Origin of the sequence: Metabacillus indicus LMG 22858 (assembly GCF_000708755.2) — a bacterium.
In the GTDB taxonomy this organism is placed as follows: Bacteria; Bacillota; Bacilli; order Bacillales; family Bacillaceae; genus Bacillus_P; species Bacillus_P indicus.
The window spans coordinates 496,639-515,038 of sequence record NZ_JGVU02000001.1 but is presented as its reverse complement, the minus strand read 5'-3'; the positions used below and the strand labels follow the sequence as shown (position 1 = coordinate 515,038).

Below are 18,400 nucleotides of genomic sequence, written 5' to 3'. Positions count from 1 at the left end.
AAAAAGGTCCCCTCCGCTGACGGAAGAGACCTTATCTGAAATGGGTAAGATCCTTATCTGCCAGCAATTGCTGCAAGATTTAGCACCGTGCTTAAACATCGTTTAAGTCGGTTGCCGGGCTTCATCGGGCCAGTCCCTCCACCTGCTCTTGATAAGAATTGTATATGTTCTGAATAACCTGAAATTAATTAGGATTATGACAGCTTTTCCCTCAGCTGTCAACTGACTGTGAAAAGAGATTTAAAGATTTTATTCTTTCAGCTGCTTCTCTCAATCTCTCTTCAGAGGTTAAAAGTCCCGCACGGACATACCCCTCACCGAACGTCCCGAATCCAATGCCCGGCGCCACGCAAACATGAGCGTGTTCCAGCAGATAGTCAGCGAATGATTCCGATGTGAATCCCCCGGGTACAGGCAGCCAAGCAAAGAATGATCCCGGAGGAGCCTCCACTTTCCAGCCGATGCCGTTCAGTGCGTCTATAAACGCCGCACGCCTGCTTTCATAGCGTGCGACAAGCTCGCTGACGCAATCCTGCGGGGCAAGAAGAGCAGCAGCTGCTGCTTCCTGTATTCCGCTGAACACACTGACAAACATGTGATCCTGGAAAAGATTAATCGACTCTATGACGCTTTTATTGCCGACTGCAAACCCGATCCTCCACCCTGCCATATTATACGTCTTAGACAGCGTATAAATTTCAATTCCAGTCTCTTTTGCTCCCTCGGATTCAAGAAAGCTGACCGGCTTTTTGCCGTCAAAGCCAATTGCTCCATAGGCAAAATCATGCACGACGCAAATGTCATTTTCTTCAGCAAACGCAACCGTGTCATCGAAAAAGCTCCGGCTTGCAACTGCCCCTGTAGGGTTGTTCGGATAGTTTAAAAACATGAGCTTAGCATCCGCCTTCGCTTTTTCAGAGAGCTTGGAATAGTCAGGCAAAAACTCATTTTCCTTCAAAAGAGGCATATATTCCATACGGGCCCTCGCAAGCTCTACGCCTGACCAATAATCGGGATAGCCCGGGTCGGGAACAAGAACCGTCTCACCGGGATTAAGGAGACACTGCGGAATTTCGACAAGACCTGCCTTTCCCCCAAATAGAATCGCCACTTCTGTGTCAGGATCCAGTGTAACGCCATATTCCCTTTGATAAAATTCTGTTATCGCCGTTTTTAAAAAACGCTGTCCTCTGAACGGGGAATATTTGTGATAGTCCGGTTTGCCTGCTGCTTCCTGCAGGGCTTTTACAATATGAGGCGGCGTCGGCTGATCCGGATTCCCCTGGCCAAGATTAATGACATCATGTCCGGCCTCAATACTTGTGTTAACTTTTGCAACGAGACCTGCAAAAAATTGTTTTGGAAGATTATTTAATAGCGCTGATTGCTCGAACTTTTTCATCTTTGCACCTTCTTATGAAAATTCTTGAAATTCTAGTGAAAAATCATATATTGTTATAGTCAGCTTGTAAAGGAAAATATTTTTTAGCGGAGATGACGCATATGAAACTTAAAATCGCCTGCCTTCAGACAGACATTGCTTTCGGAAAACCGGACGAAAACATTGCAGCAGTGGAAGAAAAGATGAAATCCATCATGCTTAGCGACAAACCTGATGTGATTGTACTGCCGGAGTTATGGACGACCGGATATGACCTGACACGTCTTGATGTGCTCGCAGATGATGAAGGAAAACGCACCCTCTCTCTGATGAGCGGACTTTCAAAAAACTGCTCGGTTAATATCATAGCAGGGTCTGTGGCTAAAAGGACAGAGGCAGGGGTAACAAACACCATGTACGTGTTTGACAGACAGGGTGAACTCTTGCACGAATACAGCAAATTGCACCTTTTCAAACTGATGGATGAACACTTATATCTAAATGGCGGCACAGAAAAAGGGCTTTTTAAGCTTGAAGGAATTCAAAGTGCCGGAGTCATTTGCTATGACATTCGTTTTCCAGAATGGATCCGCGCTCATACCGTTAATGGAGCTGAGATCCTGTTCGTTGTCGCAGAGTGGCCGCTTCCGAGACTTCATCACTGGAAAACCATGCTGATCAGCCGCGCCATTGAAAATCAGTGCTACGTTGTAGCGTGCAACAGGTCAGGGGAGGATCCGAAAAATGTATTTGCCGGTCATTCCATGATCATAGATCCATGGGGAGAAATTCTTGCTGAAGCAGGGACAGAGGAATCCGTTCTTACAGCAGAAATCGACCTGGAAAAAGTGAAAGAAATCCGAAAGCAAATTCCCGTTTTTGAAGACAGACTTCCCCATTTTTATTTGTAACTTTCTAAAAAAATCATTGACATTTTTCTTTGAAACCTGTTAACATTCAGAACAAGTGATTAATTGCGAATTATTTGAAAACAAACTTAATACAATCTCTTATCAAGAGCAGGCGGAGGGATTTGGCCCTATGATGCCCAGCAACCGACCGTAATACCATTGCGAAATGGGGCGCAGCTTTTTGCGCCGGAAGACATCTTCCACAAGGCACGGTGCTAATTCCAGCAGAAAGACATCTTTCTGGCAGATAAGAGGTGCGAAGCCTGCGCCTTCAAGCCTCTTTCCCTGTGAAAGAGGCTTTTTTACATGTACATAGCCTCTTTCTCAGATGACATGTTCCTGCTGCTGGCAGTAAAAGTCCATATGAAACCGGAGGAAGAAACCCATGTCAAACTATCAATCTTATGAACCATTAACAGAAAGCGCTGCCGTCACACTGGCCCTCAGGCTTGGATTATTTGAAGAAAAGAGCGTGCTTTCCTGCACGGAAATAGGAGACGGCAACTTAAATCTCGTTTTCCGCATTACCGATCAATCAAATAACGGCCTGATCATTAAACAGGCTCTTCCATATGCAAAGGTTATCGGCGAGAGCTGGCCGCTTACGCTCGACCGTGCAAGAATTGAAAGCAGCGCCATGCTCAAGCAGGCTGAAACGGCAGGAGATTACGTGCCGAAGATTTATTACTCAGACGAAACACTTGCCATTACAGCGATGGAGGACCTATCCCATCTTCAGATTGCACGCGCCGGATTGATCGAAGGCAAAGACTTCCCTCTTCTTGGACGCCACATTGGTGAATTTCTTGGAAAAACCCTTTTCTACAGCTCGGATTTCGCTTTAAATCCGCAGACAAAAAAGCAGCTGGTAAAGCAGTTTTCAAACCCTGAGCTATGCAAAATAACGGAAGATTTCGTTTTTACAGATCCCTTTTTTGATGTCGAATCAAACAGCTTTGAAGATGAACTGAGACCTGCAGCAGAAGCCATTTGGAACGACACGGAACTAAAGCTTGAAGTTGCCAAGCTGAAGCATAAATTTTTAACAGAAGCAGAAACCCTCGTTCACGGAGATCTTCATACGGGCAGTATTTTTGCAGATGATGAAACGACAAAAGTCATCGATCCGGAATTTGCTTATTATGGACCGACTGGTTTTGACTATGGACATTTCACAGCCAATTTATTAATGAATGCCATTTCACGCGAGGAAGCAAAACAGCAGGTCCTCCTTGATCATATTGAAACGGCCTGGACTGTCTTTGCAGAGGAATTTTCTAAAGCATGGGAGAAAGACGGCCTTGAAGTTTACACAGGAATCGACGGCTATCTTTCCTTCATCCTGGAAAAAACGTTTGAAGATGCGGTTGGCTTTGCAGGTGTGGAAATCATCAGAAGAACCATCGGGCTTGCGCACGTTGCAGACCTTGATTTAATAGAGCCGCATGACAGAAAGATCGAAGCTAAAATCCGCGCGCTCGAACTCGGAAAGAAACTTGTCAAGCACCGCAGCAGCATCAAAACACCTGCACAAATTGCAGACTATTTCAAACAAGTACCTGTCAGATAAGGAGCATGCACCATGACATATCAGCAATCCATCATACCCCGTTCTGTCGAATGGAAAGAATCCTATATCCGCCTTCTTGATCAGCAGAAACTGCCTGCTGCGACGGAATATCTTCACCTCGAAACGGTTGAGGATGTGTGGGATGCCATTAAAACCCTTAAAGTGCGCGGAGCCCCTGCAATCGGCATTGCAGCTGCTTTCGGGCTCGCGCTCGCGGCAAAAAACTATGAAACAGATGATATTTCGAAATTTCAAAAATGGCTTTCCCGCGATCATGATTATCTTGCCAGTTCAAGGCCGACTGCCGTCAACCTTTTCTGGGCTCTCAGCCGCTTGAAAAACAGTGTGCAGCATGCCATATCTGCAGAAGAAGCAAAAACAGTTCTGCTGCATGAAGCGATACAAATACAGGTTGAAGATGAAGAAACGTGCAGGAAAATCGGCGAGCATGCTCTGCCTCTTTTTAATGAAGGCGACGCTGTTATGACCATATGCAATGCAGGCTCTATTGCCACAGCAAGATACGGAACGGCTCTCTCGCCTTTTTACCTGGCAAAAGAAAAAGGCATCCCTTTGCGTGTATACGCCTGTGAAACACGTCCTGTGCTGCAGGGATCAAGGCTGACAGCATGGGAGCTTATGGAGGCAGGCGTTGATGTAACGCTGATTACAGACAGTATGGCTGCGCATACGATCCGCACAAAACAGATCTCAGCCATCATTGTCGGTGCTGACCGGATTGCTGCAAACGGAGATACAGCCAATAAAATCGGCACCTACGGCCTTGCCCTTCTTGCAAATGCTTTCCAGATTCCGTTTTATGTAGCGGCACCTCTTTCAACGTTTGATCCAGAGACAGGCAGCGGGGATGACATCCCAATAGAAGAGCGTGATGCGGAAGAAATCACTCACATAGCGGGCTGCCGCGTTGCACCTGAAGGGGTGCAGGTTTTCAATCCCGCATTTGATGTAACGCCTAATGAATTAATCACAGGCATTATAACAGAGGAAGGCGTTTTATCCGGAGACTATCTGCTGGAAATAAACAGCCTCTTCCAGTAAGTCAAAAAGTAGAGCCATCAGGCTCTACTTCATTTGTTTTGTGAAGTGGATGATGGGCTTGCCTTTGTGCACTCCCTCTTTAAAAGCAAAATACCCCATCTTCCTCCAAAACTTCCTGCCCCGCTCATTTTCGGTCAGGACTCCAAGCCTCATTTCGGTGAATCCTTCATCCAGAAGCAGCTTTTCTGCTGTCTCATATGCTGCGGCGGCATATCCTTTTCCTTGGTAGGAATGATGAAGAATAAACAAGCCAATCCATGGTTTTTGATCACTCGGATTAAGCGGGCAATATTCAAAAATCCCTGCAGGAACATCGCCGTCCATGATTAAAAATCGTTTGGCACTGACTGCTTTCCCTTCTTCCCTGTCTTCTGCTATGTCCTGCTTATTAAGCATTTCCCTGTCTTCAGAAATTAAGTTATACGCAGGATTTGAGTTCATGATACAGAGTTCTGCATCAAGGAGATGCTTGTCCTGCACCGGTACAAATGTCAGCATACAATGCCCCCTATTCAATCTTCGCCCAAAGCTCTTTAGGGTTCAGTTCATAGATGCTGTTCTCGCGGTACATCATATGATTCACTATAAATTCCCGCCTGATCGTCGCAAAATCTTCGTGGTATTTTTTTATGATGTCATTGATCTCTTTTTCCGGATATTTTCTTCCCGGCTCAAATTCTTTAGCCAAGTGATATAAAACAATAAGCCTTCTTTTCCGCTGCGGCGGAATGGTTTTTAATTTTCCATCTTTTGTTAAATAGTTCCCCAGAATTCTCGCATGTTCACCCGTTTTTTCCTGATTCATCTCAAGCTCCCCTTTTCCAGTGACAATTTCCATCATCCCAAGTGAAAGCTGCTGCAGCAGCTTTTCGTTCACCTGAAAATAGACGGTGTTTTTTACCCGTTTTTCAGTGACAACGCCTGTCTCCCTTAGTTTCGCTAAATGATGTGTGATGGTAGGCGGCGTCAAACCCAGTATTCCGGCCAGCGCCTGCCCGTTTTTAGGGCTTTTCGCCAAAAGAGCCAGAATGCGGATGCGTGTGGCATCTCCCATTACTTTGTGAAATGTGACAAGTTTGCTGAGCTGTATAGTTGTTCCCCTCCATCTAATTCGATTATTATCTAATTAGATGATAATCGAATTAGATATTTCTGTCAATCAGGTTTTTGAAAATCTTGCGGCCTTGCCGGGGAGGAGGGTAAGTGCACTTAAACGATGTTTACAACAAGAACTCCCATTCACAGCAAGTCGAAAGTGCTCTTAAACGATGTTTGCAACAAGAACTCGCATTCACAGCAAGACCAAAGTGCTCTTAAACGATGTTTGCAACAAGAACTCCGATTCACAGCAAGACCAAAGTGTTCTTAAACGAGATTTGCAACAAGAATTCCGATTCACATCAATACGAAAGTGCTCTTAAACGATGTTTGCACCACCAATTGTAAGTGGCACCGGCGCGCAAGTGTTCTTAACCAACTTTTTCAACACGAACTACATTTAGCCCGGACCCATAAGTGCTCTTAAACGATGCCTACAGCACAACCGCAAATAAAAAAATCCCAAGCATTCAGCTTGGGACCATGTCATCATAATTTTGTCCGGATATCCCACAGTTCGGGGAAAAAACGGTGATCGAGTACTTTTTTTAAGTAGGTGACACCTGAAGAGCCGCCTGTTCCTTTTTTAAATCCAATGATTCGTTCGACTGTTTTCATGTGGCGGAAACGCCATTGCTGAAGCCAGTCCTCAATATCAATCAATTTCTCAGCAAGCTCATATAAATCCCAGTAGGTACCGGGGTTCCGGTATACTTCCAGCCATGCTTCCTCTACGGATGCATCACCTTTATAGGTCAGTGAATGATCTCTGTTCAGAATCTCATCTTTAATTGGAAGCCCTGCTTTAGCAAGTGCCTGAATTGAAACATCATAAATGCTTGGGCTGTTAAGGGCTTTTGACAGCTCGCTGTGCAGCCCTTCATCTTTTTTGTAAATTTCCAGAACATGCGTGGTTTTATAGCCGAGGGCAAATTCAATCAGTCTGTACTGATGGGACTGAAATCCTGAAGCCTGGCCAAGCTTGTCGCGGAACTGCACATATTCAGACGGCGTTAATGTAGAAAGCACGTCCCAGGATTCGATAATCTGTGACTGGATTTTTGAGACGCGGGCAAGCATTTTAAATGCCATCGACAGGTTTCCATCTTCGATTGCCTGTATGCTCGCCTGCAGCTCATGCAGAATCAGCTTCATCCATAATTCGCTGACTTGATGGATAATGATAAACAGCATTTCATCATGATGGCCAGATAATCGGTTCTGACTGCCAAGCAGCTGTCCGAGACTCAAATATTCCCCGTATGTCATCCGGCTGCTGAAATCGGTATGTATCCCTTTTTCGTCTTTTGGATCTTTCATGATTTCCCCCCCGCCCCAATTCTCCTCATGCAAAAGGAGTTCATCGCTTGAACTCCTTTTCACTTTATCTGTTCTTATCAGTTAAAATCAGCTTTTTCTGTTCTTCTGTCAGCACATGCATGGCAGTCAGGAGACTCGTATAAAATGCAAGTTTATTCGGCCTTTTCCACATTTTAAGCCCGCCCTTCCAATTTGCCCTTAAGCAACTTTTTTACCCTTATCAAATGATATGTCGCGAAGGCTAAAAAGTGACAAGCAAACCTACATTTTATATGGTATTTTTTCCAGGTCCAGCAGCACTTGCTTTAAATGGACATTCGCTCCTGCATACCCCGTCATACGGCCGTTTGCTCCAATTACCCGGTGGCAAGGCACAATGATGGGAAGATTATTTTTTCTGTTGGCCTGTCCGACTGCGCGGACAGCTTTTGGGTTGCCTGTCTTTACAGCGATGGCCTGATACGTGCAGGAAGTGCCATAAGGAATTTCAGTGAGCGCCTGCCACACCTTTTCCTGAAAGGCTGTTCCCTTTTGCTTCAGAGGCAGGCTGAAGTCTTTTCTGGTGCCTGCAAAATATTCATTCAGCTGCTTCTCTGCTTTATTGAGGAGCGGGTCTTCGCTGCTCTCCTGCACCTGATTTTTTTCCATGAAATCATGCAGGTGTTCTTCCATTAAAAAGAGATTCGTTATATACGTTCCGTCTGATGTTATGCGGAGAATTCCCATTGGCGTGCTGACTGATTTATATGCGTTCATGATGTCTTCCTTTCAGCATGATGTCTGATGAAGCGGCAGGCTGATATGAAAAGCTGTGCCTTTTCCGACTTCGCTTTCAACCTCCACTTTTCCGCAGTGCTCTTCGATGATTTTGTAGCTTACCATTAGGCCGAGTCCAGTTCCCCTGTCTTTCGTTGTATAAAAAGGTTCCCCGAGGCGCTTGATTTTGTCTTCAGGAATGCCTGACCCCTCGTCAATAATCGAAATATGAAGTTCATCTTCGTTTTTCAGGGATATATTGACCTGGATTGTACCGCCTGACGGCATAACCTCAATCGCATTTTTTAAAATATTGATAAAGACCTGCTTGAGCTGATTCGGCTCGCAGTATACATGAGGCACGCAGCCATTATGAAAAAGCTCGATCTGCACATTGACCAATATAGCCTGAGCGTTCAAAAGATCGATTGTTTCCTTCATTATGGTCACGACATCTTTTTCCTGATAGGAAATGGCCTGCGGCTTTGCGAGTATGAGAAATTCTGTAATGATGGATTCAATCCGGCTCAGTTCAGATGTAATCACGTTAAAATACATGGAAAAGTCTTCTTTCACATTCGCCTCAAGCAGCTGGATAAAACCCTTTAAAGCCGTCATCGGGTTTCGGATTTCGTGCGCAATCCCTGCTGCAAGCTCTCCGACAACGCTCAGCGTGTCAGATTTGCGGAGCCGTTCTTCAAGCTCCTTCTTCTCCGTAACGTCTCTGAAAATAGCCAGGTTCATGTTTTCGATAATATGCCGTTTTAATGAAAATTCAAGAATTTTTTCTTTGTTGTTCTGGAGTTTAAATGGAATTTCCTCTGTCATTTCGTCCATGAGATACATGGCGCTGCCTTCCATTTTATCATAGGAAATGAGCTCATGCAGATTGTACTTATGGATGTCCTCAAGAGGGATCTCGAGGATTTTTCCTGCTGCCTGATTGGCGTCAATAATGGTGTAATTGTCATCGATCAGTACAATGCCGTCCATTGCCCCGTTGAAAATTTTCCTGAATTTCTGTTCGCTTTCCCTTAATTCTTTTTCCATTTGCTTTCGGTCGCTAACGTTCCGGAGAATAGTCAGATGATGCCCGTCCGTTACATCCATTTTAGATGTGAATTCCAGCTGCTTGCACTGGCCGTTCGGCATATAAAACAAGAGCTCCTCGCGAATAGCTCCTGATTTTACATATTCTTTTTTGACTGTCCTGAATTTGGATTCACTGAGATCCATAAAATCAAAAATGCTGCTGCTGATCAGGTTTTCCATTGAAAGCTCAAACGTTCTGCAGGCTGACTGATTGGCGCTGATGATCCGCCCGTCATTGTTCCAGATAATAATGGCATCTATTGCATTTTCAAATATTTCCCTGAAACGTTCCTCGCTTTTGAACAGTTTCATTTCCATATTCCGCTTTTCCGTGATATCCCTCATAATGGCCATGTTGAACCCGCTGAGCACATTGGAGGTGGATGTAAATTCAAATACTTTTCTGCGCCCTGACAAAAGCGTCACAGGCATTTCACCTTTTGCCCTGCCTCCTTCATTTAAAATAGACCAGAGCTTATCAAGTTTAAACTGATTCTGGTGCTCAACAAAATCCTCTAGCTTAAATGAGCCCAGGCTGTTTTTATCTATTTCAAAATTCAGACAAAACGAGCCGTTCGCATCAATAAACTGGCCGCTCCCGTCAAATATGACGATGCCGTCTACCGCCCTGTGAAACAGATCTTTAAAGAGCTGTTCGTTGATCGTCCGTTCCCGCTCAAGCATTTTGTTGGAGGATATATCCCTCATAAGAGCAAGATGCCGGGTTCCGAGTGCATTTTTCTTAATGGACAGTTCAATAAATTTCACCTGGCCGTTGTCAAGCTTGATAATCAGTTCATCTTCTATTTGATCCCTGTCACGAAGCTCGTCCACTTGATTCAGCAGCTGCTGGTGGGGAACAAGTGAAAGAAAATCACACATCTTTCTTTTGCTCATTTCCTGCTTATCCAGCTGAAAAAGATGACAGGCAGATTTGTTGCAATCTATAAAATGAAACGATTCATCAAGGATGATGATCGCTTCCATCGCACTTTCAATAATCAATTCCTGCTGACGGCTCTCTTCTGCAAGCCGCTTATTTTCTTCTTTCAATATCGTGATCTGCTCCTGCAATGACGTCACTTCACATTCATTCATTACTTTGCTCATGCATCATTCCGCTCCTTGCCGACGGGCAAATTTTCATCTCCCCTGTAATTCTACAGAATACTGAATAGTCCTTCACCGTTTTACCTGATTTGACAATTTTATTGCTAAGGACCTATGCAAAAAGGAGGAATCATGGAAGAATGCAAAAATTTGTTCTTTTTACATGCACCTTACAACTTCTTTACAATCCCTTTAAAAACAGCTATATTGCTATTTGGCTGTTTTAAACTCTTTTAAGAAAGGGTACAAAGGGTAGTAATATCCCTTATGGGAAAACTAACTGCAGGAGCCTTTAATGACTTCTGTGAAAATGGGTGATACTGTGAAAAATCGTGAAAGCTATTTCGATAATGCGAAATTTATTCTGATCATTCTTGTTGTGTTTGGTCATGTTATTCGCTCATTTATTGATGATAACGAGTTTATGCTGAATGTTTATAAATTTGTGTACACCTTTCATATGCCTGCCTTTATCTTAATATCAGGCTTCTTTGCAAAAGGGTACAATAAAAAAGGCTATGTTCAGAAAATCTTTAAAAAACTGATTATCCCGTATTTGATTTTCCAGGGAATTTACTCTGTCTATTACTTCCTTGTTGAATCCGAAAGCGCTCTTGCCGTCAATCCGCTCGATCCGCACTGGTCGCTTTGGTTCCTGATGAGCTTGTTTTTCTGGAATCTCTTCCTGTTCGCCTATACGAAGCTTGATAAGAGAGCAGCCATTCTTGTCGCCATCGCGCTTGGAGTAGGAATTGGCTATGTCGATTCAGCAAGCAATTACTTGAGTGTGTCAAGAACGTTTGTCTTCTTCCCGCTGTTTTTAGTCGGGTTCTATCTTGATAAATCACACTTCAAACGACTGACTGGAGTAAAAGTGCGCCTCGCATCAATTTCCATGCTGATGGCAGTTTTCGCCGCCTATTTCTTTATGGATTTTGACTACGAGTGGCTGTTTGGTTCAAAACCATACTCCCAGTTTGGCGGAGTCGGCATTGAAGACGGGCTGATCCGTCTCGGGTTTTACACACTGACATTTGTCCTTACATTCAGTTTTCTTTCCCTGATTCCTAAAAGTCGCTTTTTCTTTACACATTGGGGAACACGGACATTTTACGTTTACCTGCTGCACGGATTCATTGTCAGATCCTTCAGAAACAGCGAGGCTCTCGAATGGCTTAAAGATTATCAGAGCGTCACACTGATTGTTCTTCTGTCCGTTCTTCTGACGTTCATCTTGTCTACAAATGCTGTTAAAACTGTTACACAGCCGATTATTGAGCTAAAAGCAACAAATCTGCGCAAATTCTTCAAAAACAGAGAAGAAAAGGTGCAGTACCGCTAAAAATAGGACCCGCTGCTAGTGCAGCGGGTTTTTCCATGTTTTTAGGTCGCTTTATTATGGATAAAATGTGATAGAATAGATAGGATTAAAAATTATGTTAGAAGTGGTGTTAATAAATGAACGTTGTACTGAGTACGCTGAACGCAAAATACATCCACACAAGTCTTGCCCTGCGCTGCCTGAAAGCACATGCTCAGCCTGACTTTGATGTGGCCATTGCTGAATATACAATTAAAGATCCGGCGATGAATGTCGTGACCGATCTGTTTCGCATGAAACCTGATGTTGTTGGTTTCAGCTGCTATATTTGGAATATCGAAGAAACCATTAAAATCATGAAAATGATGAAAAAAATCGATCCTTCCCTCATCATCGTGCTCGGCGGTCCCGAGGTGACGTATGACACAAGAGAATGGATGGAATCCATACCCGAAGCGGATTATATTGTCATCGGCGAAGGTGAAGAGACGTTCAAGCAATTTTTGACTGCTCTTCAATCAGACAAAAATATGAAGAATGTCTCTGGAATTGCCTACAGAAATCATGGCGAGGTCCTGATCAATCCTCAGCGGAATAAAATCAATCTGGCTGAACTTGCTTCTCCTTTTCGTTTTGAAGAGGACATTCCACACCTTTCAAAGCGGGTTACCTATATCGAAACAAGCAGAGGCTGTCCGTTCAGCTGCCAGTTCTGTCTGTCTTCCATCGAGGTAGGCGTCCGTTATTTTGACCGTGAAAAAGTGAAAGATGACATCCGCTACCTGATGCAAAACGGCGCTAAAACCATAAAGTTCGTTGACAGGACGTTCAACATCAGCAGAAGCTATGCGATGGAGATGTTTCAGTTTCTTATTGATGAGCATATGCCGGGAACGGTTTTTCAATTTGAAATAACCGCCGACATTATGCGGCCTGAAGTCATTCAGTTTCTAAATGACAATGCCCCAAAAGGACTTTTCCGTTTTGAGATCGGCGTGCAGTCCACAAATGATGCGACAAATGATCTTGTGATGAGACGCCAGAATTTCAGCAAGCTTACGAGGACAGTCACAATGGTTAAAGAAGGCGGAAAGATTGACCAGCATCTTGATTTAATTGCCGGACTTCCTGAGGAGGATTATACATCCTTTAAAAAGACATTTAATGATGTATTTGAAATGCGTCCTGAGGAGCTGCAGCTCGGCTTCTTGAAAATGCTGCGCGGCACAGGGCTGCGGCTGCGCGCTGCCGACCATGACTATGTGTACATGGACCACTCGCCTTATGAAATCCTGAAAAATAATGTTCTTTCTTTTGAAGATATCGTGAAGATTAAACAAGTTGAAGATGTGCTTGAGAAGTACTGGAATGATCACAGGATGGATGCAACGGTCGAATTTCTGATCAAGAATGTGTTTGAGACCCCGTTTGATTTCTTCCAGCAATTCGGTACCTACTGGGACGAACAGGGATGGGTCCGAATCGGGCATCAGCTTGAAGACTTATTTAAACGTCTTTATGAGTTCCTGTCTGTCCTTCATAAAGAACAGGCTGACATGGCAGAAGGATTTATGAAATACGACTATCTGTCCTCTCAAAAACATAAACCGCGCAAGCCATGGTGGAACGACATGCTGACGAAGTCAGAGCGCAGCACGATTTATCAGGCGATTCTATCCCAGCCATCACTGCTTGGAAAAGAATTTGTGGAAAAAGCTTTCACTGAAAAAGATCTTTATAAGCATACGATTCTTGATAAGGTGCCGTTTGACATGGATACATTTTTGAGAAACGGAGAAATGCTGCCCGGCGAGAGCATCCTGCTTGTTCATTATGATCCAGTTACACGGACGGCAAGCTCCTATGCTGTACAAGAAAACAAACTCCATAATAAAGTCAGCTGACATAACAAAGAAAAACCGCTCCCCTGAGCGGTTTTTCTTTTATTTGCATGTCTTCTTTTTGGATGATGCCGCCTCCAAAAACTTTGCTGAATTATAATCGCCCATTTCAGTGCCGAACTCTTCTTTCAGCAGATCAGGATCCATCTGCTTTTTATGCTGTCCGCTCTCTTTGCTTTTGTGTGTCTTCTTTGTCATGAGAATGACCCTCCTGACCGTCCCTTGCTGCCGTTTTTACTGTTGCGGTTTGCACCCTTGGCAGGATTCTCGCTGCTATATACCGCCTCTGCAGCAAATTCAGTATCGGCCATGCTTTCTTTCGGTGTTGTATTATTTTTCACTGCCTGATTTCTTGCGGCTTTTCTTTTCATCTTCATACCCCCCTGAAAGTCTGTGAGAAGCACCTCACTGTTTATAGTGTTAGGCGAATCCGAATCCTTCATTAGAGGGAAAACGAGTCAGTTTTGCTGTTTATTGTGTTTGTAGGCAATAAGTACAATCTCTTCGCCTGTTTGTTCTCTCAGTTCATTTTCCATCTTTTTCACTTTTTCAAGAAACTGATCCTGAAGAGCTGCAACCGGAAATTCCTTGTTCATATCCTTTTCCTCCTTGTAGATGTCTCTTTCATAGCCTGCCAAAAAGCAGACAATACTACTACAGAGGTGATGAATATGAGTGAAAAAGATGAATTTGCGATGGATGAAACAATGCCTCACCAGGCAAGTGCCCCGTCCTTTAAAGGAACAGGCATAACCATGAAAAAACCCTTTATCAATGAATACGGCGTTTTAATCGGGGACAGTTTTTATGATTCCAAACAGTCTCCCTTAAATCAGTGGAGCGATGATGTCGATCCTTCCATCATGGCGGGCGATCAATGGGTCCATCCTACTAACGACATCGGCTGGAACACACCTGAAAACCGTGAGCTTTTAGAAAGCAAAAAAAAGCCTGATGGCTTTCCGTTTTCTCATCCTGATAAAGATGCAGGGTATGGACAGGATTAGAAATAAGCCCTTATTCCCCAAAGGTGCAGCCATTGGGGAAAGAGCGGCTTTTATTTGTCAAAACTTTTAACCAAATAGTGAGACAGTATATCTGAAAGTTCCGGTCCTTTTTGAATGATTACTCCTGATTTAAATGCTTCGAAGCCATCTCCTCCTGATGCAAGATAATTGCTTGCGGCCGCACGATACATTTTTTTCTCTTCAATTACTTCACCATCTTCTGTCTTTAATTCTTTTATCCTCTCTCCCTTTGGCGCACTCCGGTCGATCTCAAAGGTCAATCCTTTTGTTTGAAGCAAGTTCTCTGCTTTTAAACTCCACTGCTGTTCAAGAACCTCTTTTATTTGTTTCCCGGATAAAGAAACTTCTGCAGCGTAATGATTAAAAGGGAGAGCGGCAATAAGGTGCTGTTTTGTCACAGGCCCTCTCTTCAGGCTTTCCCTGATGCCGCCATGATGGACGAAAGCAATATCGGTATTCATTTCTTTCATCATGGATTCAGCCAGGAGTGCGGCAAGAGGTGACTGGCCCTGATGATTCTTTTTTCTTGTTAAATCGCGGGGAAGACTCCCAATTTCCTTGCTGTATTCTGCTCCCACCTTCTTCTTGTATTTATCAATAAGCTTGAGAGCACCTTCATCGGGTACAGCCTGACTATGGTCGGTCAGGATAATTTGCGCTTCTTTCTGGATGATTTCCTTCTGGCTGCGGTCAATAAGAAGCGTTACATCAGAAAAGGCTTTCCCGTAAGAATAGCTCTGTACAATCAGCTTGTTTCCGATTCTGGTATTTGCACGCTTATGGCTGTGAGCCCCGAATATGACATCTACTTCATCGGTGATTTTCGGAGCCATCTCGACAAGTTCTTCTCCAGCACGTTCACCGTTTTGATCTGAAGCTGCGGCTGCATGCGCCAAAACGACGATTGATTCTACTCCGAGTTTTTTCAGTTGTGAAGCTGCCTGATTGATTGCCTCAGACTCATCAGTAATTTCAATCTGCTCCCGGTTTTCAGGAAGCAGAAATTGATTGGTTTCTTTCGTTACCACACCGATTATGCCTATCTGTACGCCGTCCATTTCTTTTATTGTATATGCTGGAAAAATCGGTTTTCCTGTCTCTTTATCAATCACATTGGCTGAAACATAATCAAAATCGGCACCTTTGAAGTATCCTGTACTTCTGTGATACCCTCCGTTTATCAGCCTTTTAAGCTCTCCGATTCCTCTGTCAAATTCATGGTTTCCCGGTGTGCCGGCATCAAACTTAAGCTGATTCATAAACTCAACGGCCGGCTCATCCAGAAACAGGGATGACAGCGGCGGACTTCCTCCTGTCATATCACCCGCATGCAAGAGCAGCGAGTGCTCATGCAGCTCTCTCCGTTTGTTAATATGAGCAGCAAGATATTCGGCTCCGCCCACCTTTTTGCCTGATTGAACAGAATGAGTGTCCAGCTGACCATGAAAATCATTGATTCCAAGCAGATGGATTTCAGTGAGCTTGCTGTCATCTGTACCTGCGCGCCCTTGACTTTCTCCAAAAACAGATGCAAAAAATAAAAATAAAACTATCATGAATAAAATGCCTGCTGTTTTTACAGAATGCTTCATTGGCCTTCCCTCCCTCTGATGCTGCTTCTAACGTATCACGCCAGAATGAAGCCCATCTAAAGTCAAGGTAAAGGATTATTAAGAATTGTTAAGAAGCAGATAAAAGCTTTTACAGATGGTAAAGGTATCAAAAAAGAAGCTGCGCTGGCAGCTTCTTTTTTGATTATTGCTTATGATAGGCGGAAAACGCCTGTTTTACTTTTGGCACCACATAATGGCTTCCGCCTCTGTCTTTCACATCCTCAATCATCATCGCAATCAGCAGCTTTGGCTGATCCGTATTCACAGCCACAAACCAGCCGTTTTCCTGACCTATTTCACCTTTAGCCATCTTCAGTTCGGCTGTGCCGGTTTTTCCTGCGAGCTTCAGACCCGGCACGACAGGCTCATGGCCGGTACCGCTTGGATCATCCACGACGCTGATTAAGTGATTCAGGATTAAGGAGCTCTGTTCAGGCGTTAGAATGCCTTCCTTCCAAATCTCAGGAGCTGCATCATCCTTTTTCTCAAGATAAGGCATAATCATGCTGCCGTTATTGACAAAGGCCGTATAGGATGCAGCGATATGAACCGGACTCATCAAAACCTCGCCCTGCCCGTATCCTGAGTCAGCCAGCAGGACGTCCTTTGCAGCAAGATCAGACTCCGCGACTGATGAGTCCGCAGTCGGGAAGTCAAACTCAAATCGCTCCCCTAGCCCAAAAGCAGCTGCTCCGTCTTTAAAAGCATCTGCACCCATTTCCAGCGCTGCTTGTGCGAAGTAAATGTTGTCAGATGAGACAAGAGCCCTTTTTAGGTCAACCACTGAATAGGCGTCTGTTACTCTTGTGACAGAGTAATTCCCCCACTCAGGCCCTTTCTTCCAGGTTAAACCCGTAATGGTTTTGACTTCAGCGGGATTCAGTGTCCCTGCTTTTAAACCCGCTGCAGCTGTAAGAGGCTTAAACACAGACCCCGGAGAGAATGTTTTATTGAATTTGGCGCTCAGCGGATTCCCTGTCTGTTCTGTAAGCGCCTGATAAGCTGCACCTGACATTCCAAAAACAAAGCTGTTCGGATTGTAGGCCGGGCTGCTGACAAGCGCAAGTGTTTCCCCTGTCAGCGGATGAACTGCTGCAGCCGTACCTGAATCACCTTTCAGCTGATTGTAAAGCACTGTCTGCAGAGCAGAGTCGATTGTTACAGTGATGTCCTTGCCGTCTTCGGCAGGCCGCTCTGCAATGGTTTCGTTTGAAGGATCTGTATAAATTCTGAATCCGGTTTGCCCCCGGAGATCGTCTTCGTAAACTTCTTCAAGCCCTGCTTTTCCAAGCTGCGATGTACTTGTATATCCTTTCCCTTTCAGCTCTTGGAGTTCCTCACCGGAAATATTGCCTATGTATCCGGTTAAATGGGCAGCATTCTCACCCAGCGGGTAGTACCTTGAGGATACATCCGCCTTTTGAAAACCGGGAAGGGATGTCACTTTTTTGAGCAGCTCAGTTTCTGAAGGGTCCACCTTTGCGACCGGCACGGACATATCAGGCTTAACCCAGCTTGCTGACAGCTTTTTATCTATGTCCTCAACTGTCAGATTCAAAAGCTTTGCCGCTGCTTCTTTTGCGGCTTCAGGATCGCTTCCGAGCTTTTCAGGAACTGCCTGGATCTCAGGAACGACGGCATTTATGGCCAGACCTTTACCGTTTTTATCCAAGATGCTTCCCCTTTCCGGCTTATCTTCCGAAATTCTGACCGCATCTCCTTCCTTCAGCTGCGGAAATATCATCGATGGATTCCACGAGATAAACCAGTTGTCTCCATCATCCGTCTCTTCCTTAACGAGTGACGCCTTATGATCGAATGCAACAGGTCCTGCCAGAGTATCCATTTTCAACGAAAACGGCAAAGAGGCTTCTTTCTCATCTTTTCTCTCTTCTGGCTCCTCCGGCTTCTCATAGCTGATGCTCAGATTTTCCGTCTCAATAGACTTATAAATCTGCTGATATCGCTCTGTAAATTCCTGCTTTGTTATGCTTTTTTTAGCATCTGAAGATAAATAATCATACATTCCGCTGAAATCCTGGTCATTCCACAGGCTGACGTATTTCTGAAACCGCTCTTCAGGCTGCGGTCCCTTTGAACATGCCGAAAGAATCACAAGCATTACTACCGAAAAAAGCACTGCCATCCATTTTTTCACGTTATCTTACCTCTCCCAAGACGTATTAGCTAAAGTATAGCATAGACAAGGGAGGATTTTCCTGAACGAAACTCTGTGA

Annotated in this window: 17 protein-coding genes and 2 riboswitches; of the genes, 6 read left to right on the top strand and 11 right to left on the bottom strand. The window is 44.4% G+C overall.

Translation table 11 applies throughout. The features are described from left to right. Positions 1-50: 50 nt before the first annotated feature. Positions 51-158: riboswitch (SAM riboswitch) on the bottom strand. A gap of 53 nt (positions 159-211) precedes the next feature. Continuing rightward, positions 212-1,402 (bottom strand): pyridoxal phosphate-dependent aminotransferase, encoded by a 1,191-nt coding sequence (locus tag AZ46_RS02485; protein ID WP_029281773.1) that lies wholly within the window; start codon positions 1,400-1,402, stop codon positions 212-214. A 101-nt stretch (positions 1,403-1,503) separates the two neighbouring features. Here AZ46_RS02485 and AZ46_RS02480 point away from each other — a divergent pair, with 101 nt between their 5' ends. From AZ46_RS02480 to mtnA, 3 genes are all read left to right on the top strand, one after another. Further along, on the top strand, positions 1,504-2,292 hold the full coding sequence (locus tag AZ46_RS02480; RefSeq protein ID WP_029281775.1) for a carbon-nitrogen family hydrolase: 789 nt from the start codon (positions 1,504-1,506) through the stop codon (positions 2,290-2,292). 96 nt (positions 2,293-2,388) lie between these two features. Further along, positions 2,389-2,546: riboswitch (SAM riboswitch) on the top strand. A gap of 131 nt (positions 2,547-2,677) precedes the next feature. Continuing rightward, positions 2,678-3,862 (top strand): S-methyl-5-thioribose kinase, encoded by a 1,185-nt coding sequence (gene mtnK, locus AZ46_RS02475; protein ID WP_029281777.1) that lies wholly within the window; start codon positions 2,678-2,680, stop codon positions 3,860-3,862. Between the two features lie 12 nt (positions 3,863-3,874). Further along, positions 3,875-4,924, top strand: a complete 1,050-nt coding sequence (gene mtnA / locus AZ46_RS02470) for an S-methyl-5-thioribose-1-phosphate isomerase (RefSeq protein WP_029281779.1) — start codon at positions 3,875-3,877, stop codon at positions 4,922-4,924. 24 nt (positions 4,925-4,948) lie between these two features. Here mtnA and AZ46_RS02465 read toward each other — a convergent pair whose 3' ends face one another. From AZ46_RS02465 to AZ46_RS02445, 5 genes are all read right to left on the bottom strand, one after another. Beyond that, the gene (locus AZ46_RS02465; protein ID WP_029281781.1) at positions 4,949-5,422 is read right to left on the bottom strand and encodes a GNAT family N-acetyltransferase; all 474 of its coding nucleotides are present in this window, start codon (positions 5,420-5,422) and stop codon (positions 4,949-4,951) included. Between the two features lie 10 nt (positions 5,423-5,432). Beyond that, positions 5,433-6,014: a DUF2087 domain-containing protein gene (locus AZ46_RS02460; protein WP_029281783.1), complete on the bottom strand. Its 582-nt coding sequence runs from the start codon at positions 6,012-6,014 to the stop codon at positions 5,433-5,435. Between the two features lie 497 nt (positions 6,015-6,511). After that, a complete protein-coding gene (gene kynA / locus AZ46_RS02455) occupies positions 6,512-7,342 on the bottom strand; it encodes a tryptophan 2,3-dioxygenase (RefSeq protein WP_029281784.1) in 831 nt (276 codons plus the stop codon). Positions 7,343-7,603: 261 nt separating this feature from the next. After that, entirely contained in the window at positions 7,604-8,098 is a 495-nt protein-coding gene (locus tag AZ46_RS02450) for a methylated-DNA--[protein]-cysteine S-methyltransferase (RefSeq protein ID WP_029281787.1), read from the bottom strand. A gap of 12 nt (positions 8,099-8,110) precedes the next feature. Continuing rightward, positions 8,111-10,300 (bottom strand): PAS domain-containing sensor histidine kinase, encoded by a 2,190-nt coding sequence (locus tag AZ46_RS02445; protein WP_029281789.1) that lies wholly within the window; start codon positions 10,298-10,300, stop codon positions 8,111-8,113. 295 nt (positions 10,301-10,595) lie between these two features. Between AZ46_RS02445 and AZ46_RS02440 the strand changes: the two genes are divergently transcribed. Next, complete coding sequence (locus AZ46_RS02440) at positions 10,596-11,642, top strand: acyltransferase family protein (protein ID WP_051865119.1); 1,047 nt, start codon at positions 10,596-10,598, stop codon at positions 11,640-11,642. Positions 11,643-11,758: 116 nt separating this feature from the next. Next, on the top strand, positions 11,759-13,525 hold the full coding sequence (locus AZ46_RS02435) for a B12-binding domain-containing radical SAM protein (protein WP_029281793.1): 1,767 nt from the start codon (positions 11,759-11,761) through the stop codon (positions 13,523-13,525). 39 nt (positions 13,526-13,564) lie between these two features. On the opposite strand, the gene AZ46_RS22130 is transcribed toward AZ46_RS02435, so the two are convergent. The 3 genes from AZ46_RS22130 to AZ46_RS22120 form a co-directional block, all read right to left on the bottom strand. After that, on the bottom strand, positions 13,565-13,720 hold the full coding sequence (locus AZ46_RS22130) for a hypothetical protein (RefSeq protein WP_168713758.1): 156 nt from the start codon (positions 13,718-13,720) through the stop codon (positions 13,565-13,567). After that, the gene (locus tag AZ46_RS22125) at positions 13,717-13,893 is read right to left on the bottom strand and encodes a hypothetical protein (protein ID WP_029281795.1); all 177 of its coding nucleotides are present in this window, start codon (positions 13,891-13,893) and stop codon (positions 13,717-13,719) included. The genes AZ46_RS22130 and AZ46_RS22125 overlap by 4 nt, the downstream gene beginning before the upstream one ends. 87 nt (positions 13,894-13,980) lie before the next feature. Beyond that, positions 13,981-14,118: a hypothetical protein gene (locus AZ46_RS22120; protein ID WP_168713757.1), complete on the bottom strand. Its 138-nt coding sequence runs from the start codon at positions 14,116-14,118 to the stop codon at positions 13,981-13,983. 75 nt (positions 14,119-14,193) lie between these two features. Here AZ46_RS22120 and AZ46_RS02425 point away from each other — a divergent pair, with 75 nt between their 5' ends. Then, positions 14,194-14,529, top strand: a complete 336-nt coding sequence (locus AZ46_RS02425) for a DUF3905 domain-containing protein (protein ID WP_029281797.1) — start codon at positions 14,194-14,196, stop codon at positions 14,527-14,529. Positions 14,530-14,579: 50 nt separating this feature from the next. Here the strand turns inward: AZ46_RS02425 and AZ46_RS02420 are convergent, their stop codons facing one another. Both AZ46_RS02420 and AZ46_RS02415 read right to left on the bottom strand, forming a co-directional pair. Further along, the gene (locus AZ46_RS02420; protein WP_029281799.1) at positions 14,580-16,142 is read right to left on the bottom strand and encodes a bifunctional metallophosphatase/5'-nucleotidase; all 1,563 of its coding nucleotides are present in this window, start codon (positions 16,140-16,142) and stop codon (positions 14,580-14,582) included. A 163-nt stretch (positions 16,143-16,305) separates the two neighbouring features. Beyond that, positions 16,306-18,321, bottom strand: a complete 2,016-nt coding sequence (locus AZ46_RS02415) for a penicillin-binding transpeptidase domain-containing protein (protein WP_029281801.1) — start codon at positions 18,319-18,321, stop codon at positions 16,306-16,308. Positions 18,322-18,400: the final 79 nt, after the last annotated feature.